The following is a 22,576-nucleotide window of genomic DNA, read 5'->3' on the forward strand; positions in this document are numbered from 1 at the left end:
ATACCCGGGCGCATGGCTCGCCAGCGACCCGCACCACCCTGGAGAAGAACATGACCCTCAAACTCATGGCCGCGATGGCGGTCTCACTCGCGACGTTCGCCTTCCAAAGCCGCGCCGATGTCATCAAGGTGGGTGTGATCGCCCCCATGTCCGGACCGTTCTCAGCGGTCGGGCAGACCTGGGAGGGAGCCACCAAGGCCTACCAAAAGCTCAACGGCACCACTGCGGGCGGACACACGATCGAGGTGATCTACCGCGACCTGCCGGAGATCAATCCCGCGCAGGCCAAGGCACTGGCGCAGGAGCTCATCATCAAGGAAGGCGCGCAGTACATCGCGGGCTTGTATTTCACGCCCGATACGCTGGCTGTCGCCGCGCTTGCGCAGGAGGCGAAGGTGCCCGTCGTGATCTTCAATGCGTCGACCTCGTCGCTTCTCGAAAAGTCCGACTACCTCTTGCGCACCTCGTACACGCTGCCGCAGATGGCCGTGCCGGTGGCCAAGTACGCGCTCGAGAAGAACGTCAAGAACGTCGTATCCCTGGTCAGCGACTTCGGTCCGGGCCTCGACGCCGAGAAAGCCTTTAACACCGCTTTCGTCGCCGGCGGGGGCAAGATGCTTGAAGCAATCCGTGCGCCGCTGAAGACGACGGACTTCGGCCCCCTGATGCAGCGCGTGAAAGCGCTCAAGCCTGATGCGCTCTATGTCTTCGGTCCGGGTGGGCCGGCCACCTACGCGATGGTCAAGGCCTACAACGAAGCGGGGTTGAGAGCTGCGGGCGTGCGCTTCCTGGGCACGGGCGAGACGGATGAGGACCAGCTGCGCGCGATCGGCCCCGAGCTGCTGGGAATCGAGACCGGTATGTTCTATTCGGCGACGCACAACTCGCCGCTGAACAAGGCCGCCGTCAATGCCATGGCCGAGGTTACGCCCAAGGCCATTCCGACCGTCCAGCTCGCGAACGCGTTCGACGGCCTGCATGTGATCTATCACATGGTCAAAGCGACGGACGGCAAGCGCGACGGGCCCAAGGCCATGGCCGCCGCCAAGGGATTTTCGTGGGAGAGCCCACGTGGCCCGGTGAAGATCGATCCGGCCTCCCGCGAGTTTGTGCAGAACGTCTACATGCGAGTGGTGGAAAAGGATGCGGCCGGACGCTTCGTCAATCGCGAGTTCCGCACGTTCGAGATGCAGCCCGACTACGGCCGCATCCAGAATGCGACCAAGTAGTGCGGAGGCTGCAGCATGTCTGTTGCGCTTCTTAGCAGCATCCTGGTCGACGGGATCACGTACGCCATGATCCTGTTCATGATCACGGTGGGCCTGTCGATGACCATGGGTCTGATGCGGGTGGTGAATCTGGCTCATGGCGCCTTCGCGATGCTCGGCGGGTTTCTGGCGGCCAGCATTCCCCAACGCCTGGGTGTGCCAATCGGGCTGGGTTTCGTACTGGCGATCGCGATCGTGGCGCTTGTGGCGGTGCTTTTCGAGCGCATCCTGCTGCGCCGCTTCTACCGGCGCGACGATCTCGACCAGATGCTGGTAACCATCGGCCTGATGTTCGTCGCGACGGCTGCGGTCAACCTGATGTTCGGATCGTCGGTGACATCCGTCGCGCTTCCTGAGGCATTCGGCGGGTCGGTGGACCTGGGGTTCCGCTCCATTCCCCGCCATCGGCTCATCGTCGTTGCCTGTGGGCTCGCGGTCGTCGGTGTCCTGTGGTTGAGCGTGGACCGGTCATCCTTTGGCATCCGGGTGCGCGCTGCGGTCGACAACGCGCCGATTGCCCGGGCCATCGGCATCGACACGACCAGGATCTATGCGGCGACTTTCGCGATCGGTGCCGCGCTCGCGGCTCTGGGCGGCATCGCCGGGGCAGAGATGCTGCCAATGGAGCCGACTTACGCCTCCAAATATCTCGTGATCCTTCTGGCGGTTGTCGCCGTGGGAGGCAACGGAAATCTGTTTGGCTCTTTCTTCGCAGCGTTGCTGCTCGGCATCGTGGAGACCTCGATGAAATACATGGTTCCGCAGCTCGCATCGGCTGCCTTTTTCCTGACGATGATTATCGTCTTGCTGGTTCGCCCACAGGGGCTGTTCGGGAGGCAGGCATGAGCGCAGTGATTCCGCCCATGGCAATGGCGACGCCAGCGCGCGTGCGCCCGTGGAGGCAATTGCGCGCCGAGATCGTCCTGACGCTCGCGGGGTTGCTGGCTTTCGTGGTGTTCCCGCAGGACCTTGGACTGCTGACTAACATGGCGACGATGTCGATCTTTGCGCTGTCGCTGAGCCTCGTGCTCGGACAGGCGGGCATCGCGACCCTGGGCCAGGCCGCGTTGTACGGCGTAGGTGCCTACGTCGCGGGCTGGACCGCGTTGTATCTGACGTCCGATCCCATCATCGGGCTGCTGCTCGGCGGGCTGGGCGGAGGACTGATAGCGCTGCTGAGCGGTGCAGTCATGCTGCGCTCGACCAAGCTCACGCTCGTCATGCTCACCATCGCGGTGGCGCAGTTGCTGCTCGAGCTCGCCAATTGGGCCAGATGGCTCACAGGTGGCGACGACGGACTTGCCGGCTTCGAGGTCGCTCCGCTGTTCGGTATCTGGGAGTTCAACTTCATGGGTCACACCGGCTATTTCTACGCGCTGGGCGCGCTGGTGTTGATGTTTTTCCTCGTGCGCAACCTGGTTGAATCACCTTTTGGCTTGACGGCCAAAGCCATACGACAGGATCCGGGACGCGTCCAGGCGCTGGGCGGGCGCGTGTATCTGCACCTGCTGGCCGTCTACACCGTCGGCGGCGTCGTGGCAGGGCTGGCAGGAGCCCTGACGGCACAGACCAGCAAGGTGGCTAATCTCTTCATGCTTGACTTCACGACGTCCGCAGGTGTGGTGGTCATGATCGTCCTCGGCGGCACGCGCCGCCTGGCGGGTGCGGTGCTCGGCACCGTCGCGTACATGACGATCCATCACATCGCGTCGACCTTGAATCCGTATCACTGGCTGTTCGTCATCGGGTCGATGCTGATTGTCGTGCTCATTGTCCTGCCGGAAGGCCTGATCGGACTTCTGGACCGGGCCGTAGCGTACGCCAAGCGGTTGGGCGGCAGCGGAGGAACGCGATGACCCATCGGCTGCAAACCCAGAACCTTTGCCATTCCTTCGGGGGCCTGGCCGTCACGCAGAACGTCACGCTCTCGCTGCCGCAGGGTGCGCGCACGGCGCTGATCGGTCCCAATGGGGCAGGCAAGACGACGCTGGTCAACCTGCTGAGTGGGGCGATGCGCCCGCAGTCTGGGGACATCCAACTGGACGGCCGCTCGATCGTCCAGCTACCGCAGTACGCACGCGTGCGCAGCGGCATCGTTCGCACGTTCCAGATCAGCCGACTGTTCAAGGACCTGACCGTGGCGGAGAACGTGCGGGTCGCAGTGCTGCAGCGGCTGCGCGCCTCGATGCAGTGGTGGCCCTCGTCGGCGCGTTCCGCGCGCGTTCGCGACGAGGTCCACGAGACGCTCGGCATGCTCGGCCTACATCCCTACGCTAACCGGGTCGTAGGACACCTCGCGCTCGGCGAACAGCGGCTTGCTGAAATCGCTCTGGCGCTCGCAATGAAGCCGCAGGTTCTGCTGCTGGACGAGCCCGGCGCGGGTGTGCCGCAAGGCGAAGGCGGTCGCATCATGGACGCCATCGAGGGCCTGCCGAAGGAACTGTCGGTGCTGCTCATCGAACACGACATGGACCTGGTGTTCCGGTTCGCCTCGCACATCATCGTGCTCGTTGCCGGTGCGGTGATGGTCGAAGGCACGCCGCAAGAAGTCGCCGCCAACGAACAAGTCAAGCAAATCTATTTCGGACGAGACGGCCATGCCCAAGCAACCCATTGAACTCCGGTTCGACGATGTCACGACCGGCTATGGCGGTGTGCCGGTCGTCGAGCATCTCAGCTTCAGCGTGCGCGAAGGCGAACGTCTGGGCCTCATCGGGCGAAACGGCGCCGGCAAGACCACTACGCTGGCAACCGCGATCGGCTTGGCCGACCTGATGCAGGGCCGGATCCACTTCGGCGGCAACGACATCGGCAGCGCCACGACGCATGCGCGCGCACGGGCTGGGCTCGGCTACGTGCCGCAGAGCCGCGACATCTTTCCTTCGCTGACGGTGGAGGAGAACCTGCTGTCGGGCCTGCAGGGGCGGTCGGCCGGCGTGGCTCTGCCACCGATCTACGCCCTGTTTCCGCGACTCAAGGAGCGCCGGCGCAACGGTGGCACGCAACTGTCAGGCGGTGAACAGCAGATGCTGTCCGTGGCACGGGCACTTGTCGGCCAGCCGCGCATCCTTCTGCTCGACGAGCCGCTGGAGGGCCTTGCTCCCATGGTGCGCGAGGAACTGATGGATGCCATCGTCCGGATGAGCGACCGGCTCGGAGTTGGCTGCGTGCTCGTGGAGCAGCACGTCGACGTCGTTCTCGACTTCTCCACGAACGTCATCGTGCTGGAGCGGGGCGTTGCCGCTTATTCCGGCTCCGCAGCGGCCCTGCGCGAAGAAGAGGATCTTTTGAACCGCACCATCGGTATCCAGAAGTGCTGAAGCCAATCCCTGCGAGTGCGGTGGCAGGCAGCTGCCACCTCGGCGCACATTGAGTGCGCCGGCAGTCTCATCCTGTCATGCAGAACCTTCGCGCACTCCTGAGCCCCCTGCGGGCGTTCGATGCGGTGTATCGGGCCAAAGGCGTGTCGCGAGCCGCGCAGTTGCTCCACGTCACGCCAGGAGCCGTTAGCCAGCAGATCAAGCAGCTTGAAACGGGGCTGGGCGTGCAACTTTTCCAGAAGGCCGGCCGCGAGATCGAACTCACCGCGGTGGGCGAGCGACTCGCCACCCGCGTCTGCGACGCGTTCGATCGACTGCACGAAGCATTGGGCGACCTGGCGGACAGCCAGCGGGAGCAACGGCTGCGCCTCAAGGTGCCTCCGAGCATCGCCATTCGCTGGCTGGTTCCCCGCCTGCACGGCTTCCATGCGCTTCACCCCGACATCGCGCTGGAGATCGCAACGATTGCACTGGCGGAAGATGTCCGGCTTGAAGGCGCGGACTGCGCGATTCGCCACGGGATGGGCGAGTGGGCCGATGTCGAGCTGGACCACCTTTTCGACGATGAGTTCGTCCCGGTCTGTACACCCGGCCTGGCGGAACAGTTCCAGGAGCCTAGCGATCTGCTGCGAGCCGACCTGCTGCACTCCATGCTGCGCCCTCAAGCCTGGCCGCTGTGGCTCGGTTCGGCCGGCCTTGTCGACACTCCAAGTCTGCCGGGCATCGCGTTGGCGAATGCCGCGTTGTGCTATCAGGCTGCAGCGGACGGCCTGGGCGTGGCGATGGCGCAGCGGGCCTACGTGCAAGACGACCTGCGCACCGGGCGCCTCGTGGTTGCGGTGGACCATGTCGCGAAGACAGAGCTCGGCTACTACCTGGTCTGCGACCCGTTGAAAGCGGCCACGGCGCCGGTTCGGCTCTTTCGGGACTGGATCCGCTCGGTGCGCTAGGCGCGCCGCGAGCAGCGCGCCATCGCCTAGTCGGCTTTGAATCCCGAGGCCTTGACGATCGGTTCCCAGAACCCGCGCATTTCGGCGAACCGGGCGCGCGCTTCGTCGGGCGAGCTTCCCGTGTTCATGAAGCCGAGCTTGCGAACCTTGCTCGAGAACTGTCCGGTGGCAGCCGCCGTACGCACGGCGGCGCTCCACTCGGAGACCACCCCGGCGGGCGTGCCAGGTGCCAAGCATATGGCAAGCACCCCGACCGCGGTGAGTTCCTTGCGGCCGAGTTCGCCGAAGGTCGGCACGTTTGGCAGCAGCGGCGAGCGCTCTGCGGAGGTGACGGCCAGCACGCGAAGCTTGCCAGCGTCGTGGTGCTGCGCAAAGTCTCCGACCGTGGACGTGCCCGCCGCGAGATTGGCGCCAGTCAGGTTCACGATCATGGGCGCCGCGCCAGGGAAAGGGATGTCCTGCAGCGGTGTCTCGATGATCCTGGCGATCTGAAGTCCCAGGAAATGCGTCGGGCCGCCCGATGCGGCGTGGCCGAAGTTGGCTTCGTCCGGGTGCGCACGTACCCATGGGGCATATTCGCCGAAGGTCTTGACGGGCGAAGAGGAGGGCACGGCCAGCGCCATTGGGAACTCGACCACCGTCGATACCGGCAGGATGTCCCTCTGCGGGTTGTAGTTGAGCTTGTTGAAGACGAAGGGGTAGATCGATGTGAAGAAGTCGGGGCACAGCATCGCCACGCTCCCGTCGGTGGCTGCGGCCCGCATCGCATCGATCGCGATCTTACCGCCCGCGCCCGGCTTGTTTTCCACCACCACGGTGCGACCAAGCGGGCCATGCAATTGATCTGCAAGCGCGCGCGTCACCACGTCGAGCGTGCCGCCGGGCGAGAAGCCAACCAGGATCCTGGCGGGTGGACGGTCGGCTTGCTGCCCGAGGGCCGGTGATGCGCCGACGAACGCGGCAACGATAAGTGCGAGGTTGTTGAGCCAAGCGGTGCGCGGTGTCTTCAAGAGCTGCTCCAGGAGAACGCTCACATCGGTTGTTCGAGTGTCGAATCGTGCGTGCGAGCAAATCGAAGGCTTGCCCAGAGGCGCATTCGTCTTCCGGGCAAGGAGTTTCAACGGCCGCGAAACACGGGGTGGCGCTTCTCGGCAAAGGCGCGACGCCCTTCCAGCCGGTCCTCGCTATCCCTGAGCAGCCCGAAGGCCTGGCGCTCCAGGGTCAGCCCGCCTGCCAACGGTAGCTCGCGTCCATTCATCGCGAGGCGCTTCGCAGCGGTCATCGCGAGCGGGGCATTGGCTGCCATCGCGCCTGCGAGTTGCATGGCTGCGTGCTGCAATTCAGACAAGGGCACCACCTTGCTGACCAACCCGATGCGCAGCGCTTCCGCTGCATCGATGCGTTCGCCGGTGAGCAGCATCCACATCGCGTCTGACTGGCCAATTGCGCGGATAAGACGCTGCGTGCCGCCGGCGCCCGGGATGCTGCCGACCCGCACTTCCGGCAAGCCGAACTGGGCGTTGTCAGAGCAGATGCGTATGTCCGCCAGCAAGGCCAACTCCAGCCCGCCGCCCAAGGCGTAGCCATTGATGGCGGCGATGACGGGCTTGTCTGTCTGCAGCGTGCCGAAGTTGAAATGCCCGGTGCCGCAGCGAAAGACCTGCCGGGCTGCGCTGTCGGCGGGCGGCATGGTCTTCTTGAGGTCCGCGCCTGTGCAGAAGGCGCGCTCGCCCGCACCCGTGAGGACCAGCACGCGGATGTCCTCGTTGTTCGACACCTCGTCCCAGATCTCGAGCAATTGCTCGTTCGATTCCGGGTCGATGGAGTTCATGGCTTCGGGCCGATTCAGGGTGACGACGGCGACGCCGTTCTGGACGGTCTTCACGATGGGCATAGCTGTGCTCAATTCTGGGAAGGGCTGAGGGGGATCACCGCATCGACGGTTGCGGCTTGCATGCCGAGTTCGGCCAGCACCTCACGGGTGTGCTGGCCCAGGGTGGGGGCTGGACGTCTCGCCCGGGGCCGCTCGCCGACGGCGCTGATGACGCTGCGAGGCAGCGTCATCGGCCCGGCGGTCGGGTGCTGCAGCTGCTCGGCGAGGGCCGCTTCGAGGAAAGGCGCTGACTGCGCCACCTCCGCGTAGTTGTTGATGGGGCCGCAGATGATGTCGACGGCTGCGAACCTCTCCAGCCAGAAGGCGCGGGGCTGCGCGAGCATGCGCCCTTCGAGCAGGCGCAGCAGTGTTTCGCGATGCTGGAGTCGGCTCTTGTTGTCGGCGAACCGTGGATCGCAGGCCAGTTCCGGTGCCCCGATGGCTGAACACAAAGCCTGCCACCGTGCGGGGTGATAGGCGGCCACCATGATCCATCCGTCAGCGCAGCGCAGGGCCTCATTCGGAGTCGAATATGGCGCTGCATGCCCTTGCGGTCCGGGCACAAGGCCGTCCGCGAAGTAGGACGCGAAACTCACGTGCTGAAGCGCGATGGCGCTGGCGAACATGCTGGCTTCGACGTGCTGCCCGTGTCCTGTGCGTTGCCGGTCCGCGAGGGCGGCCAGGACTGCGATGGCCGCCAGTGACCCTGTGACCAAGTCGACCACCGGCACCGGCACCTTGCACGGCTCCCCATCGCGTGCGCCGGTGACGCTCATCAGGCCGCTCACGGCCTGAAGCACACCGTCGACCCCGGGAAGATCCTTGCTGGCGCCGTGCTGGCCATACGCTGAGACCGAGCAGTAGATGAGGCGCGGGTTGTCCGCCGACACCGCAGCATAGTCCAGCCCCAAGCGCGCCATGACGCCCGGGCGAAAGCTCTCCACCAGCACATCCGCCTGCGCGACCAGCGCCTGCGCCGCCTGCAAGTGCGTTGGGTGCTTGAGATCGAGGACCACACTGCGCTTGTTGCGATTGAGTGCCATGAAGGCAACTCCCTCGCCATGGACCCAGGGCGAAAGGGCTCGCGAAAGATCGCCGCCAGGCGCTTCGATCTTTACGACGTCGGCGCCCAGGTCGGCCATGCACAGCGTGCAGGTCGGGCCAGCCATCACCTGCGTGAAGTCGATCACTTTCAAACCGCTCAATGCATTGGCAAGCATGCGACCTTCCGTTTTGTCGGATTGCTCATGTCGTGATGTCGACGCGCTATACGGAGGGACTGCCGAGGCTGCGCCCGCCGCAGACGTACAGGAGCTGGCCGGTGACGTAGCTCGAGCCGGGTTCCGCGAAGAACCGGACGGCGCGGCCGATGTCCTCGGGCTGGCCAATGCGTTCCATCGGTACGGTCTTGTGAAGGCTCTGTCGGACTTCCTCGGCCAGCGTTTCGAACAGCGGCGTCTCCACGATGCCGGGAGCGATGGCGTTCACGGTGATGCCCTTGCGCGCATATTCGAGCGCTAGCGAGCGTGTCAGGCTTACCACCGCTCCCTTGGAGGCGGAGTAGGCCGCCTGGCCGCGGTTGCCCAGCCATGCGCGCGAGCCGATGTTGATGATGCGGCCGAACCGGTTCTCCGCCATTTGCGCCAGTACCGCCTTGGAGCAGATGAACTGCGAATGAAGGTTGACCTCGATCACGCGGGTCCAGAATGCGAGATCCATCTTGGAGACGAGCTTGTCGCCACCGATGCCTGCGTTGTTGACCAAGATGTCGATGCGGCCATGAGACGCGAGAAGCCGGGCCACGGCCGCCTCTACCTGCTCCACCGAGCTGACGTCGACCTTGAAGGTCCGCACATTGAAGCCTTCGCCCGAAAGGGCTTGTTCTGCTCCCTCCAGCGCCTTCTCATCAAAGTCCCAGAGCGCGATGCGGCATCCGGCCTGTGCGAGCTCGCGGGCGATGCCGAGGCCGATGCCCTTGGCGCCACCGGTCACGACGGCAACGAGGCCGTGCAGCGATGCAGGCGCGCTTGTGCTTGTAAGGTTCATGGTACTTGCGATCAAAGCGAAAGAATGTTGATGGAGCAGGCGGCGTGGTCCACGCCCCAGATGCCTCCGCCTGTCACCTGCGTGAGGCCGATGCGTGCTGCGTGGACCTGCCTTGCGCCGGCACGGCCTTGCAGTTGCTCGCAGACTTCGACGACCTGTGCGACACCTGTCGCCCCGGGCGGATGCCCCTTGGCGATCAGTCCGCCGCTGGGGTTGACCGGCACGCGTCCGCCAAGCGTGGTCGCACCGCTTTGCAGGAGGCTCGCCGCATCGCCTCGGCTGCAAAGTCCGAGGGCCTCGTAGTAGAGCAGTTCGGAGATGGTGAACGCGTCGTGCACCTCCAGCAGGCTGAGATCCTGCGGTCCGATGCCGGCTTGTTCATAGGCTAGCCTGGCGGCGCGCGCGGTGATCTCGGCCTCAGTCATGTCGACCGGTGAGGTTTCGAACAAGCCAGACTGCACCACCGACGCCAGCACTCGGACCGGCGTTGCGACGCCCTTGGAAGGCTTGGTGCTGAGCACCAGCGCCGCCGCCCCATCGACCACTGCGGGGCAGCACTGGAGCAGAGTGAGCGGCTCGGCCACAGGGCGGGACGCCAAGATTTCCTCGCGGCTCGCCAGCTTGGCGAACGTGGCGATGGGATTCAGGACGCCGTGCTTTCGATTCTTGACGGAGATGTCCGCCAGTGTCTCCAATGTGAGGCCGTGGTCGTGCATGTATCGCCTGGCGCGCATGGCGTACAGGGCCGGCATGATCATTCCGCGCCGGTTGTTCCAGTCCTTCTGGCTGAGCTGCAGCGGCCCGCCGCCGAGGCTGCTCAGATGGTCCATGCCGAACACCACCACGGTGTCGTACTGGCCGACCTTGAGCGCCTGCAGCGCGAGATTCAATGCAGTGGCGCCGCTGGAGCAAGCGTTGTCTACGTTGTAGACAGCGCCGCCGTCGACGTGCAGCTCGCGCAATGTACGCTGGCCGGGCAGCATGGCTCCAAGCGCGTTACCGCAATAGAACGCCTGCACCTCCGAAAGCTGCGTGCCGGCATCGGCCAGGGCATCGAGAATTGCTGCCTGGGCCATGGCCTCTTCGGTCAATTCAGGAAAGCGCCCGAAGTCCGTGATACCGACCCCGGTGATCAGTGGTTGCTTCATCTCGCATTACTCCTGGAAGGCATAGTCGGGGGTGCCGTCCGGCAACGTGAAGGGCACCACCCGCAGGCGGCTGGCGATGGCGGGTGGCTGGTTGCCGAACAGCAGTCGCCCGAACGCACGAACGCCGGGCGCGAAGTCGACCATGGCCAGGCCATAGGGCTGCTTCTCCTTGCCGGGGTGGACGATCGTGAAGCTGTAGAGGGAGCCTGTGGGGCCGAGTTCGATCTCTTCGACCTTCTGGTCGTCGTGAACGAATTCGATCGGCGGGAACTGGGGTGGCTGGCTCGCCACGCGTGTGGCGACAAGCACCATGCCGCCGGGGGTGTCTCGGAAAGGGGATTCCGTTCGCTTGATGATCTTCAAAAGGTGTCTCCTGTTCGTGTGGAACTGGCCACAGCGACAGTAAGTATCGAGACGAAAACCGTCGTGGTCATTGGATTTCTGCTCGGCATTCTTTAGCGGCGCTAAAGCATTTGAAGTAATCAGCCCGGCTAAACAATGGCCAGCCAAACTGAAAGGACGGCGGGCCGAATGCAACTGCATACTGGGCCGATGAAAGAACAAATCAACGTACCGGTCACCTTGATGCGCGGTGGCACGAGCAAGGCTGTTTTTCTCTCGCAGCAAGATGTGCCCGCCGATGCGGATGCGCGCCTTCGATTCCTGCTGGCTTTGTTCGGTAGCCCGGATGTGCGTCAGATCGATGGGCTCGGCGGCGCCGACATCCTGACGAGCAAGTGCGCCATCATCGGGCCGCCGTCGCGCCCCGATGCAGACATCGACTACACCTTCGTGCAGATCGGCATCGACCAGCCAACCGTCAGTTTCGAGATCGTCTGCGGCAACATTTCATCGGCCACAGGAGTCTATGCGCTGCAGGAGCAGCTGGTTCCTGTGCAAGAACCCGTCACCACTGTTCGGGTGCACAACACGAACACCGGAAAGATCCTTCGGATGTCCGTGCAATGCGCCGACGGCGAGCCGCGTGTGGAGGGCGATAGCGAAGTGGATGGTGTGCCGGGAACAGGCGCAGAGGTGGCACTGGATTACTCCGACACAAGCGGCTCTACGACCGGAAAGCTCCTGCCCACGGGGCAGGCGCGCGATTGGGTACATGTATCGAAGCTCGGCCGCGAAATTCCTGTGTCGGTGGTCGATGTAGGCACGGCATGCGTGTTCATTCGCGCGGCGGACCTGGGAATCAGTGGCACGGAACTGCCGGGGCAGCTCGGTTCCGAGATCTACGAGATGGCCGAGGAGGTGAGGCGCTGGGTCGTCGAACGTTGCAATCTTCCGTCGTCGGGGATCCTCACGCCATACCAGATCTTGATTAGCGAAGCGCAGGATTACCGGACCATTGCCGGAAACCGCGTCGTGCAGGCTGCAGAGATCGACTTCGTCGCGCGCATGGTGCTCAACGGTGGTGCCATGCACAAGGCGTTCCCTGGCGGCGGCTCTGTTTGCCTCTCTGTTGCGGCGCAGATCGCTGGAACAATACCAGCCGACGCGCGAGGCACGCATGCCGGACCGACGCGCATTCGCATTGGCCATCCGAGTGGGGTGCTCAAAATCTTCGCAAATGTCGAGCATGCGGGCGAGGACGAATGGTCGGTGCGCGAAGTGCATTTCACGCGCACGGCGCGGCGCCTGTTCGACGGAATCGCCTATGTGCGGCGATCGCGCCTTGAGGCCTCCGCAGAAAAAAGCACGTCTACGGGTGTCGGTGCGGTAGCGACATCGCCATGAGCGTCCAGAATCTTTTCTCGCTGCAGGGCCGCACGGCGCTCATTACCGGTGGCTCACGAGGCATAGGCCGCATGATCGCTGAGGGGTTCCTTGCGCATGGCGCACGCGTCTACATCAGTGCGCGAAAGGCCGAAGCCTGCGACCTGGCCGCGCGAGAGCTCTCGAGCACGGGCCACTGCATTTCGCTACCGCATGACGTGTCCACGGTGGGGGGCTGCCAGGCCATGGCCGATGCCTATGCCCGTCATGAATCGACGTTGGACATCCTGGTCAACAACGCCGGCGCAGCATGGGGTGAAGATTTCGATGCTTTTCCAGAGAGCGGCTGGGACAAGGTGGTCGACCTGAACCTTAAATCGCCTTTCTTCCTGACGAAGGCGCTCATCGCACCGCTGCGCGCCGCGGCAAAGGCGCGGGTCGGGAAGATCATTCACATCGCTTCTACCGACGGCATCGGGCTCAACCCGCAGGAGAACTACTCCTACGTTGCAAGCAAGGCGGGATTGATTCACCTGACGCGGCGCATGGCCATGCGCCTGGCGCAGGACAACATCGCAGTCAGCGCCATTGCGCCCGGGGCATTTCCCTCCGAGATGAACCGCAATGCCCGTGACCATGGGGAGGCGCTGTCGGGGCACATTCCTGCCCGGCGCATCGGCACGCCGGACGACATTGCCGGCGCAGCCATATTCCTGGCCTCGCGTGCAGGAGACTACGTGATGGGTGCCACCCTGGTGGTGGACGGCGGCGTGACCCACGCGCGCCCCTACCGGTGAAGACGGTGGATTCAACCGTTCAATGCTCTACGCTATGAACTGCGTAGGCAGACGGAATGTTGTAGATGGAGTTCCGGGTACGAACCTGCTGCTCGGACAGCTAGATGGCATTGATGCGGGAGTGCCGGAGAACTGGCTGAACCCTTCATCAGATCGCTCACCTGTTTGATCGCTCGCACGGGGTCCATGCGAAACATCCTCCCTCAGCCCAGTGGAGCTCGCCTGCTCGAGCGACATTGCTCCAGGCCGGCTCCGACGCTTTGCTGAGAGAGAATTTGGCTGATAACCGAGCCTTGGCGTGTGTCGTTCACGTTGGCGCCGGCATGTGTCTCGCTAGCGAATGAAGAACAGCCCGGTCATCGTGAGGCCTGTGGCCACGATGCCGCGCCGCAGCCATACGACCGGCAAGCGCCGTGCCAGCCCCGCCCCTGCATAACCACCAAGCATCGCCGCACCCATCATGACCAAGGCCTCCCGCCATGCGATGAGGCCGCCCCAGGCATAAAGCGATACCGCGATCAGCGTGAGCAGCGCCGACACCTGGTTCTTCAGACCATTCATCGCATGCAGGTTCTTCTGGCCAAGCAAACCGAACAGGGCTAGCAGCAAGATGCCCAGTCCTCCATTGATATAGCCCCCATAGGCCGTGACAGCGAACACACCGAGCATCGCAGGAGCGGGCCGCGCAGCTTGTGGCTTTTCCGCCGCCGGAACGCGCGGACTTGCCATGAACAAAAAGGTCGCCAGCAGCAGCAGCCATGGCGCCACGCGGCGGAAGGTGGCGTCGGGGGTCAGCAATAGCAGCACGGCACCCGTGCTGCCGCCCAACAGGCAGAGCAGCCCGAGCCGCACTGCCGAGAGCCCGGGCGGAGGCTGGGTGTCGGCACGAAAACCCCATGCGCCCGCGATGTAGCCGGGCAGCAGCGCCAGCGTGCCCGTCGCGTTGGCGCTGACCGCCGGTATGCCGGTGAACACCAGCGCCGGCAAGGTCAGGAAGCTGCCGCCACCAGCCACCGCGTTCAGCGCACCGGCGACGAAGGCTGCAACGATCAGCAGCGTCGTGTCGAAGAGCATGAAGCGGCCTTCAGGCGAAACCGCAGGCTTCGTTGAACGACAGGCGCGGGTGACGCTCGAACAGCTTTGCAGGGTCGCCGTGGCCCAGGTTGCACAGAAAGTTGGTCTTCACCGTCGTTCCGGCCCAGAAGGCCTGGTCGAGTGCCTCGGCATCGAAGCCCGACATCGGCCCACAGTCGAGCCCGATCGCCCGCGCGGCCAGGATGAAGTAACTGGCCTGCAGGCTCGCATTGCGAAACGCGGTGACCGCCGCATGGGCTTCCTTGCCGGGCCCGCGGAAATTGTCCTGCATGGAACGGTTGTGCGGAAACAGGCGGGGCAGTTCGCGATGGAATGCCGTGTCGAAGCCGATGATGGCCGTGACAGGCGCCGTCATCGTCTTGTCGACATTGCCGGGCGACAACAGCGGCCGCAGTCGCTCGCGCCCTTCGTCGGTTTGCACGAACAGCACACGCATCGGGGAGCAGTTGGCCGAGGTCGGGCCCCACTTCACGAGCTCGTAGATCTGGCGCAGCTGGTCTTTGTTCACGGCGTGCGGCAGCCAGCCGTTGTGGGACCGGGCTTGCCGGAAGAGGCAGTCGAGAGCGCTTTCGGAAATCATGAGGCAGCAGGCGGAATGGGAGTGGGGATGGAAGTGGCCATGGCGTTCATCGCTCGAACGACTGCATCAGGCGCAGCGCGGCCACGGCGATGGCACCGTCGGGCTGCGTCAGCGCCTCGAGGATGGTGAAGTGGTCGAGGCCAGGACAGGCGACGTGGCCCGCATGCACATGACGCCAGCTGGCGCGGATGGCGTCGAACTGCGCATGAAAGCCTGGGTTTTCGTCGCTGCCAAGCGCGGTGAGCAGCGGCGCTGCAGTGAGCGGTTGGCGCAGGGCGGGGGCTCAGCGCCGGCACGTTGAGCGACGTAAAGCGCGTGGCCTCCATCACCGACGGCACCTGCAGCAAAGGGCGCAGGTCGTACAGCGCGCTCACGCACACCGCGGCGGCAACGCAGCGCTCGGTGGCCAGCAGCATCGCCGCCAGATGGCCGCCGGCCGAATGCCCGCAGGCGAAGAGTCGCCCGGCCGGCGCCTCCCACTCGGCGTGGCGCGCTGCCAGCCACCTCGCTGCGCGCCGCACCTGCGCGACGATGGTTTCCACGTCCACCGCGGGGCACAGCGCGTAGTCGACCACCGCCACCGCGTAGCCGGCCGCGGTGAAGGCCGGCGCGACATGCGATGCATCGGACTTGCCGAGCGAGCGCCTGTAGCCGCCATGGATGTACATCAGCGTGCCGCGCGGACGCCCCGCAGGCAGGAACAGGTCGAGCCGTTCTATCGGGTGCGGGCCGTAGGCCATGTCCAGCCGGCAGGGCGCGCTGTCGCGCACCGCGGCCGATGCGCGCGCCCAGCCCTCGAAGATGCGCGGGTAGTGCGGAACAGCCAGGCGCGCGTTGTACAGCCGCTCGCTTTCCGGCAGCGGCGTGGCGTGGGTGGTCATCGAGTAACGGCTAGGCGGCCGCCGCGATGCGCGTCACCACGGCCGCGAGGTCGGCGCGCACCTTGTCGGACAACGCCGCAATGGGCGGACGCGTCGGTCCGGCGGGCGCGAACAGCGCGACCCAGGTCTCGAGCTCGTAGCCCTTCAGGCCCGCTTCCGCGGTGGTCGGCACGTCGGGCAGCTCGGGACGGCGCTGCTTCGCGGTCACGGCCAGCGCGCGCAGCTTGCCGGTCTTGATGTGGCCGATCACCGAGGGCGGCGTCGTGATGAAGATCTGCACCTGGTTCGCGAGCACGTCCTGCAACGCGGGTCCCGAGCCCCGGTAGGGAACGTGCAGGATCTGCGTGCCCGTCTGCTGCTTGAAGATCTCGGTGCCGATGTGCGAGACCGATCCGTTGCCCTGCGACGCGTAGCTCAGCGCGCCCGGATGGGCCTTCAGGTAGGCGATCAGTTCGGCCAGCGTGCGCGCCGGCACGGACGAATGGACCGTGATGACGTTGGCCGCGGTCGCGATCAGCGCAACGGGTTCTAGCTCCTTCTGCGACCAGGGCAGCCGGGGCGTGAGCAAGGGGTTGCCGATGTGATAGCCCGAGTACGAGGCCAGCAGCAGGTAGCCATCGGCCGGCGATCGCGCCACCTGGGCGTAGGCGACGTTGCCGCTGCCCTTGTTCTCGATGACGAAGGGCTGTGCCAGCGCGCGTGCGAGTTGCGTGCCGATCAACCGCGCCGACGCATCGATGATGCCGCCGGGCGGCGCAGGCACGACGACCGTGACCGCCTTCGCGGGATAGTCGGCGGCCGATGCCGCGCCGGGGTGCCATGCCATCGGCCACACCAACAGCGCGAGGCACGCGCGCAGGATGGCGGGCCGCAGCGCCGCCGGTTGCCGCTCGTGGTCGCGGCTCCATTCGAAAACCATGCTGTCTCCTTGTTGCTGGAGGGCGCATGCTGATCACAGGGGGACGCGGCGGCAATCGAGTTTTGCGGCGGGTGCCGTTGAGATCCGGTCAAGCGTGGGCCGCGAGCGCGCCCAGGCGCCCGTCGGTGTAGATCAGCGGCGCGATCTCCTCGGCCGCGCGCGCTTCGACCACGCGCGCGAGGATGACCGAGTGCGTGCCCACGGCGGTCACCGATTCGATGTCGCAGAACAGGTTGCTCTGCGCGTCCTCCAGGAACGGCGTGCCGCCCGCATCGCTGCGATGCCAGGCACCGACCGTGAATCGGTCCTCGCCGGCCTTGTGCCCGCTGAACGCAGCGACCAGGTCGCCATGGCCGGTCGTCAGCACGTTGACGCAGAAGCGCCGCGCCTCCAGCAGCGGTGCGTGGATGCTCGCGCCGTGGTTGACGCAGATCAGCAGCGTCGGCGGGTCCATCGTCACCGGGTTGACCGCCGTGGCGGTCATCCCGTGGCGGCGCCCGCTCGCATCCGCGGTGGTGACGATGGTGACCGTCGCCGCCAGCCGTCTCAGCGCATGGCGAAAGTCCCGCGCCACATCGGATGCCGTTGCCATCGTTGCCGTCGTCATGTCGTCTCCTTGTCGTTCGGGGCGACTGTACGAACGATCCGGCCCGCCTGAAAGACGCGTTTGGCGAACGCGCCATCGCGCCAGGCGAGGGCCAGGAGCGTCAGCGCTTGCGCACGATGACCATGTAGTAGGCGCAGGCCGCGCGGCCATCGTCGTTGGCGAAGCGGTACGGCGACTTGACCTCGAAGTACATCGAGTCGCCGGCCTTGAGCACGTAGGGCTTGCCGTCGACGTAGACCGTCAGCTGCCCTTCGGTCACGACCACGTACTTCTCGGTCGGCACCGCGTACGCGGGCAGCATGCCGGTCGTGCGGCCCGGAGGCAGGCGGTGCAGCACGAACTCGAGCCCGTTGTCCAGGTGGGCGGGCGAGAGCACCCAGCGTTCGAAGCCCGTCGCGGGATCGCGATAGGCCAAGCGCTCCGAGGAGCGGATCACCGAGACGCTGGCGAGGTCGGGCGCCGCGCCCAGCAGGCCTGACAGCGAGAGGCCGAAGCCGCCGGCGATGCGCACGATGATCGGCAGCGTCGGGCTCTTCTCGCCCCGCTCGATGCTCGAGAGCATCGCGCGGCTCACGCCGGCGCGCTGCGACAGCTGCTCGAGGCTCAGTGCCGATTCCGCGCGCAGCGCCTTGATGCGCAGCCCGAGTTCCACGCTGATCGCTTCGTCGGAGCTTCGTGGCGCCGGCGCCTTGGCGGTGCGGCCGGCGGACTTGGCGGCCGGCTTCCGGGGCACCGCCTGGGTGGCGGGCCGTTGGAGTTTGCTCATTCGCAGATTTCTTCTTTAGAAGATGGCCAGTTTAGCGGCCTGCCCCGATGTTGCACAAATGCCCAGGGGCAACCCTAGGGAAAACACCCTCCGTGCAGCCCGTCGAGCCGGCTTGACATCGATTGCGACAGCAGCGAGGCTTGTACACCATCGTGGAAATTAATCTTCTTTAGAGGATTGAACGAGCCCTGCAACTGTTCCGGACGACGAAGAATGGCCGCGAGAATCGACCCAGTAACCCTGCGCCTCGTCGTGGCCGTGATGGACACGGGCACGATCGCGGAGGCGGCCGAGCGCGAGCACATCGCGCCTTCTGCGGTGAGCAAGCGGCTCAGTGATCTCGAGGACAGCCTCAACACGGTCCTGGTGCAGCGGACCAACCGTGGCATCGAACCGACCGCGGCCGGGCTCGAGCTACTGGGACTGGCGCGCAACGTCCTCAACGACCTCGACAACATCCATCTGCGCCTGCGCGACTACGCCTCGGGCGCGCGGGGCCTCGTCAGGGTGCTGAGCAACCTCTCGGCGATCACCGAATTCCTGCCGCAGTGTCTGCACTCGTTCAGCACGCACTATCCCAACGTCCAGGTGCAGTTGCAGGAGCGCATCAGCAGCGCGGTGCAGCAGGGCGTGGCATCGAATGCCGCGGACGTGGGGATCTATGCGCACGGCATCGGCGGCGTGGAGGGCCTGGTGACGATGCCGTTCCGCTGCGACGAGCTCGTCGTCGTGGTGCCCGTCGATCATGCGCTGGCGGCGCGCGATGCGGTGCGGATCGTCGACACGATCGCGTACGACTACGTCGGTCTCCACACCGGCAGCTATATCAACCAGCAGATCCTGAAGGCGGCGAGCGAATGCGAGAAGCCCTTCCGCTGCCGGGTGCAAGTGACGAGCTTCGACGCGCTGAGCCTGATGGTCGAGGCCGGCATGGGCATCGCGGTCATGCCGAAGGCGATCGGCCTGCGCTACAGCGCATTGGCGCGGATCAAGGTGCTCGCGCTCGACGAGGCATGGGCGCGCCGCGAGCTGCGCATCTGCGTGCGTTCGTTCGACAGCCTCTCGGTGGCCGCGAAGCTTTTCGTGAGCCACCTGAGCGCCAGGCAGCCGCAATGAGAACGCGCGCGCATCGTTGCGAGCCTGCCATCGCCGACGGTGATGGCGTCGTCTCGAACGAGCGCTTTACGCCCCGTGGCCGCATCGCAATCATTCGCGCCGGGGAGTGGCAACGACTCCCGTCGAAGTCCTGGACCGCAGATGCATCGACACGATGCGCCGCATCGGGCGGGTCCTTTCAAACCAACCTTTCGGAGACAACATGAACGCCGCAATCAAGCCCGAGAACCTGAGCATCGCCGCCAATCCGATGCGCTCTTCGCCCAACAAGATGAAGCTCGGCGTCTTCGCCATCAATGCGCATGGAGGATGCGCGATCTCGACGGCCCCGGAGGTCCATCGCGCCGACGACTGGAAGACGAACCTGGAGACGATCCAGCTCGCCGACCGCGCCGGGTTCGAGGCCGCCATCCCGATCGGACGCTGGCGCGGTTTCGGCGGCGACAGCAATTTCGGCGGCACCAGCCTGGAGACCTACACCTGGGCCGCGGCCATCGCCGCGTCCACCAGCCAGATCGCCTGCATCACGACCTCGCACGTGCCCACGGTGCATCCGCTGTTCGCGGCGAAGCAGGCGACGACGATCGACCATGTGAGCGGCGGCCGCTTCGGCCTCAACATCATCTGCGGCTGGTTCGGGCCCGAGATGCGCATGTTCGGCGGCTCGATGATGGAGCACGATAAGCGCTACGAGTTCGCCGACGAATGGATCGAGATCGCGCAGAAGGCCTGGACCCAGAACGGCTACTTCGATCACCAGTCGAGCCACTTCAACCTGGTGAATGCCTTCGCGGAACCTAAGCCCCTGAACCGGCCCTTCCTGATCAACGCGGGCGGATCGCCGCGCGGCATGCGCTACTGCGCGCAGCATTGCGACGCGGCGTTCGTGATCCTCGGTTCGCACGATCTCGAGGGCGTGCGCAAGCAGGTGCAGAGCTACAAGAAGCTTGCCCGCGAGGAGTTCGGGCGCGACCTCAAGGTCTGGTGCTATTCCTACGTGTCGGTGGCCGAGACGCTCGCCGAGGCGCAGCGCTACGTGGACCGCTATGCGGTGCAGTACGGCGACGACGTCGCGTGCGAGAACATCGTCAAGGAACTCGGCATCCAGACGGGCATCTTCACGCCCGAGCAGGCCGACCGCTTCCGCTATCACTTCAAGGCCGGATGGGCCGGGTTCCCGCTGGTCGGAACGCCCGAGATGATGGTCGAGCACATGGACCTGCTCGCGGAAGCAGGCGTCGACGGCGTGTGCCTGAGCTGGCTCGACTACAACGCGGGCATCAAGCAGTGGAACGCCGAGGTGATGCCGCTGCTCGAGCGCGCGGGCCTGCGCGAGCAGGCGCATCGGCCGCAGATCGTCACCGCCTGAACGCCGTGCCCACGCAGACGACCATGCCCGACGTGCGAGCGAACGACGGCGAAGCCACCGGCATCGTCGGCATCAGCGGCCATGTCTCCATGCCCTCGCGCACGCTCTGGCTCGCGGAGCACCTGGTGGCACGGCTGGCCGCCGCGACGGGCGTGCGCGGTCGGGTGCACGCGGTGATCGACGATCCGGCGGGCCTGGGCGCCACCCTGGCGCGCGAGCACGCATCGGCGCGGCTGGAGGGCGTGCTGCACGACATCGAGGCCAGCACGGCCCTGGTGGTCGTGACGCCCGTCTACAAGGGCAGCTACGCGGGGCTCTTCAAGCACCTGATCGACCTCGTCGACATGAAGGCGCTGGCCGGCCGCCCGGTGATCGTGGCGGCCACGGGCTACAGCGAGCGGCATGCGGGCGTGATCGACCACGCCCTGCGCCCGCTGTTCGCCTTCTTCGGCGCCGTTGTCATGCCGACGGGCGTCTACGCCGGCAAGGCCGACATCGACGAGCAACACCGGCCCGGGCCCGCGCTCGAGGCCGCCATCGGCGGCGCGATCGCGCAGGCCGCCCATGCCGTGGCCGCCGCGCGGCCGAACCTGAATTGAACTGAAAGGAAGAATCTTGGAACGCTTTCGCATGTACATCGGTGGCGAATGGTGCGCTGCCGTCGGTGGCGAGACCTTCGCCAGCATGAACCCGGCCACCGGGGAGAACTGGGCCGACATCCCGAAGGGCGACAGCCGCGATGTCGACATCGCGGTGCGCGCGGCGCACCGTGCCTTCACCGAGGGGCCATGGCCCGCGATGACGGCCAGCGCGCGCGGCATGCTGCTGCACCGCCTCGGCGACCTGATCGCGCAGAACGCCGAGCGCCTCGCCGATCTCGAGGTGCGCGACAACGGCAAGCTGCGCGCCGAGATGCTCGGGCAGATGAAGTACCTGCCGCAGTGGTTCTACTACTTCGGCGGCATGGCCGACAAGATCGAGGGAGCCGTCACGCCGATCGACAAGCCCGGCATGTTCCATTACGTCTCGTACGAGCCGCTGGGCGTGGTCGCCGCGATCGCGCCATGGAACTCGCCGCTGCTGCTCGCCACCTGGAAGATCGCGCCCGCGCTGGCCGCGGGCAACACGATCGTGGTGAAGCCGTCGGAGTTCTCCTCGGCATCGACGCTGCTGCTGGCGGAACTGGTCGAGCAGGCCGGCGTGCCGGCTGGCGTCTTCAACGTGGTGACCGGCTTCGGCCTCGACGTGGGCGAACCCCTGGTCAAGCATCCGCTGGTGGCGCGGGTCGCGTTCACCGGCAGCGATGCCGGCGGGCGGCGGGTCTACCAAAATGCGGCTGCCGATTTCAAGCGCGTGTCGCTGGAACTCGGTGGCAAGTCGGCCAATGTCGTGTTCGAGGATGCGGATCTCGAGGAGGCCGCGAAGGGCGTGCTCTCCGGCGTCTTCGCGGCGACCGGGCAGACCTGCATGGCGGGCTCCCGGCTGCTGGTGCAGCGCTCGGTGCACGACCGCCTGGTCCAGCGGCTCCTCGAACTCATGGGCGATGCGCGGCTCGGCGATCCGCTGGACCCGTCGACCCATGTGGGCCCGGTCTCGACGCCGCCTCAGCTGGAGAAGGTGCTGCAGTACATCGACATCGCCCGGCGCGAGGGCGCGCGCTGCGTGCTGGGCGGAGGCCGCTCCACGCGGCCCGGTTGCGAGAAGGGGTTGTTCGTGGAGCCGACCATCTTCACCGGCGTGAACAACCGCATGCGGATCGCGCAGGAAGAGGTGTTCGGACCGCTGCTCGTGGTGATTCCGTTCGACACCGAGGACGAAGCCGTGGCGCTGGCGAACGACACGCAGTACGGCCTCGCCGCGGGCGTGTGGACCGGCGACATGGAACGCGCGCTGACGCTTCCGAAGCGCATCCAGGCCGGGACCGTCTGGGTCAATGCCTACCGCGTCGTCAGCTACATGGCGCCGTTCGGCGGCTTCAAGTCCTCGGGCATCGGGCGCGAGAACGGGCAGCGCGCGATCTACGAGTACCTCGAGGCCAAGAGCGTCTACATCAATCCGAAGCCGCGGATCGCGAATCCGTTCGTGCTCGGCTGATGGCCTCGAACGCAAGGAACAC

The 22,576-nt window shown here is 65.7% G+C and carries 24 protein-coding genes; 12 read left to right on the top strand and 12 right to left on the bottom strand.

The genetic code is table 11. The annotated features are described in order from the left end of the window. The first annotated feature begins 50 nt into the window (after nt 1–50). From R0232_RS43260 to R0232_RS43285, 6 genes are all read left to right on the top strand, one after another. Nucleotides 51–1,229 (top strand): ABC transporter substrate-binding protein, encoded by a 1,179-nt coding sequence (locus R0232_RS43260; RefSeq protein WP_431513464.1) that lies wholly within the window; start codon nt 51–53, stop codon nt 1,227–1,229. A gap of 15 nt (nt 1,230–1,244) precedes the next feature. Beyond that, nucleotides 1,245–2,114 (top strand): branched-chain amino acid ABC transporter permease, encoded by an 870-nt coding sequence (locus tag R0232_RS43265; protein WP_203208046.1) that lies wholly within the window; start codon nt 1,245–1,247, stop codon nt 2,112–2,114. Then, a complete protein-coding gene (locus R0232_RS43270; RefSeq protein ID WP_431513465.1) occupies nt 2,111–3,124 on the top strand; it encodes a branched-chain amino acid ABC transporter permease in 1,014 nt (337 codons plus the stop codon). Before R0232_RS43265 ends, R0232_RS43270 begins: the two co-directional genes overlap by 4 nt. Further along, entirely contained in the window at nt 3,121–3,885 is a 765-nt protein-coding gene (locus R0232_RS43275; protein ID WP_431513466.1) for an ABC transporter ATP-binding protein, read from the top strand. The genes R0232_RS43270 and R0232_RS43275 overlap by 4 nt, the downstream gene beginning before the upstream one ends. After that, complete coding sequence (locus R0232_RS43280; protein WP_284454321.1) at nt 3,866–4,588, top strand: ABC transporter ATP-binding protein; 723 nt, start codon at nt 3,866–3,868, stop codon at nt 4,586–4,588. The genes R0232_RS43275 and R0232_RS43280 overlap by 20 nt, the downstream gene beginning before the upstream one ends. A 77-nt stretch (nt 4,589–4,665) precedes the next feature. After that, nucleotides 4,666–5,538 (top strand): LysR substrate-binding domain-containing protein, encoded by an 873-nt coding sequence (locus R0232_RS43285; RefSeq protein WP_431513467.1) that lies wholly within the window; start codon nt 4,666–4,668, stop codon nt 5,536–5,538. A 26-nt stretch (nt 5,539–5,564) separates the two neighbouring features. On the opposite strand, the gene R0232_RS43290 is transcribed toward R0232_RS43285, so the two are convergent. The 6 genes from R0232_RS43290 to R0232_RS43315 all read right to left on the bottom strand — a co-directional run bounded on the left by R0232_RS43290 (nt 5,565) and on the right by R0232_RS43315 (nt 10,968). After that, a complete protein-coding gene (locus R0232_RS43290; RefSeq protein ID WP_431513468.1) occupies nt 5,565–6,548 on the bottom strand; it encodes a Bug family tripartite tricarboxylate transporter substrate binding protein in 984 nt (327 codons plus the stop codon). A gap of 107 nt (nt 6,549–6,655) precedes the next feature. Next, a complete protein-coding gene (locus R0232_RS43295; RefSeq protein ID WP_431513469.1) occupies nt 6,656–7,432 on the bottom strand; it encodes an enoyl-CoA hydratase/isomerase family protein in 777 nt (258 codons plus the stop codon). Between the two features lie 8 nt (nt 7,433–7,440). Continuing rightward, complete coding sequence (locus tag R0232_RS43300) at nt 7,441–8,631, bottom strand: CaiB/BaiF CoA transferase family protein (RefSeq protein ID WP_431513470.1); 1,191 nt, start codon at nt 8,629–8,631, stop codon at nt 7,441–7,443. Between the two features lie 46 nt (nt 8,632–8,677). Then, nucleotides 8,678–9,457 (bottom strand): SDR family NAD(P)-dependent oxidoreductase, encoded by a 780-nt coding sequence (locus R0232_RS43305; protein ID WP_431513471.1) that lies wholly within the window; start codon nt 9,455–9,457, stop codon nt 8,678–8,680. A gap of 11 nt (nt 9,458–9,468) precedes the next feature. Next, nucleotides 9,469–10,605, bottom strand: a complete 1,137-nt coding sequence (locus R0232_RS43310; protein ID WP_431513472.1) for a thiolase family protein — start codon at nt 10,603–10,605, stop codon at nt 9,469–9,471. A 6-nt stretch (nt 10,606–10,611) separates the two neighbouring features. Continuing rightward, nucleotides 10,612–10,968 carry a Zn-ribbon domain-containing OB-fold protein gene (locus tag R0232_RS43315; RefSeq protein ID WP_431513473.1) on the bottom strand — a complete coding sequence of 119 codons (357 nt, stop codon included), beginning with the start codon at nt 10,966–10,968 and terminating at the stop codon, nt 10,612–10,614. A 168-nt stretch (nt 10,969–11,136) separates the two neighbouring features. Here R0232_RS43315 and R0232_RS43320 point away from each other — a divergent pair, with 168 nt between their 5' ends. Both R0232_RS43320 and R0232_RS43325 read left to right on the top strand, forming a co-directional pair. Further along, nucleotides 11,137–12,351, top strand: coding sequence for a 2-methylaconitate cis-trans isomerase PrpF family protein (locus R0232_RS43320; protein WP_431513474.1), 1,215 nt, complete (start codon nt 11,137–11,139; stop codon nt 12,349–12,351). Then, on the top strand, nt 12,348–13,127 hold the full coding sequence (locus R0232_RS43325) for an SDR family oxidoreductase (RefSeq protein ID WP_431513475.1): 780 nt from the start codon (nt 12,348–12,350) through the stop codon (nt 13,125–13,127). Before R0232_RS43320 ends, R0232_RS43325 begins: the two co-directional genes overlap by 4 nt. A gap of 333 nt (nt 13,128–13,460) precedes the next feature. Here R0232_RS43325 and R0232_RS43330 read toward each other — a convergent pair whose 3' ends face one another. The 6 genes from R0232_RS43330 to R0232_RS43355 form a co-directional block, all read right to left on the bottom strand. Continuing rightward, entirely contained in the window at nt 13,461–14,201 is a 741-nt protein-coding gene (locus tag R0232_RS43330) for a sulfite exporter TauE/SafE family protein (protein WP_431513476.1), read from the bottom strand. A gap of 10 nt (nt 14,202–14,211) precedes the next feature. Beyond that, nucleotides 14,212–14,802 (bottom strand): malonic semialdehyde reductase, encoded by a 591-nt coding sequence (locus R0232_RS43335; protein WP_431513477.1) that lies wholly within the window; start codon nt 14,800–14,802, stop codon nt 14,212–14,214. After that, entirely contained in the window at nt 14,799–15,683 is an 885-nt protein-coding gene (locus tag R0232_RS43340; RefSeq protein WP_431513478.1) for an alpha/beta hydrolase, read from the bottom strand. Before R0232_RS43340 ends, R0232_RS43335 begins: the two co-directional genes overlap by 4 nt. Nucleotides 15,684–15,693: 10 nt before the next feature. Beyond that, entirely contained in the window at nt 15,694–16,509 is an 816-nt protein-coding gene (locus R0232_RS43345; protein ID WP_431514667.1) for a Bug family tripartite tricarboxylate transporter substrate binding protein, read from the bottom strand. Between the two features lie 181 nt (nt 16,510–16,690). Then, entirely contained in the window at nt 16,691–17,209 is a 519-nt protein-coding gene (locus R0232_RS43350; protein WP_431513479.1) for a flavin reductase family protein, read from the bottom strand. 100 nt (nt 17,210–17,309) lie between these two features. Beyond that, entirely contained in the window at nt 17,310–17,975 is a 666-nt protein-coding gene (locus R0232_RS43355; RefSeq protein ID WP_208509456.1) for a helix-turn-helix domain-containing protein, read from the bottom strand. Between the two features lie 213 nt (nt 17,976–18,188). Between R0232_RS43355 and R0232_RS43360 the strand changes: the two genes are divergently transcribed. The 4 genes from R0232_RS43360 (at nt 18,189) to R0232_RS43375 (ending at nt 22,554) form a co-directional block, all read left to right on the top strand. Next, entirely contained in the window at nt 18,189–19,091 is a 903-nt protein-coding gene (locus R0232_RS43360) for a LysR substrate-binding domain-containing protein (protein ID WP_208509455.1), read from the top strand. 202 nt (nt 19,092–19,293) lie between these two features. Beyond that, a complete protein-coding gene (locus R0232_RS43365) occupies nt 19,294–20,460 on the top strand; it encodes an LLM class flavin-dependent oxidoreductase (RefSeq protein WP_431513480.1) in 1,167 nt (388 codons plus the stop codon). Nucleotides 20,461–20,465: 5 nt separating this feature from the next. After that, complete coding sequence (locus R0232_RS43370) at nt 20,466–21,059, top strand: NAD(P)H-dependent oxidoreductase (RefSeq protein ID WP_431513481.1); 594 nt, start codon at nt 20,466–20,468, stop codon at nt 21,057–21,059. Between the two features lie 16 nt (nt 21,060–21,075). Next, nucleotides 21,076–22,554, top strand: a complete 1,479-nt coding sequence (locus tag R0232_RS43375) for an aldehyde dehydrogenase (RefSeq protein WP_431513482.1) — start codon at nt 21,076–21,078, stop codon at nt 22,552–22,554. Nucleotides 22,555–22,576: the final 22 nt, after the last annotated feature.

Origin of the sequence: Variovorax sp. DAIF25, from assembly GCF_050711835.1 — a bacterium.
GTDB lineage: Bacteria > Pseudomonadota > Gammaproteobacteria > Burkholderiales > Burkholderiaceae_C > Variovorax.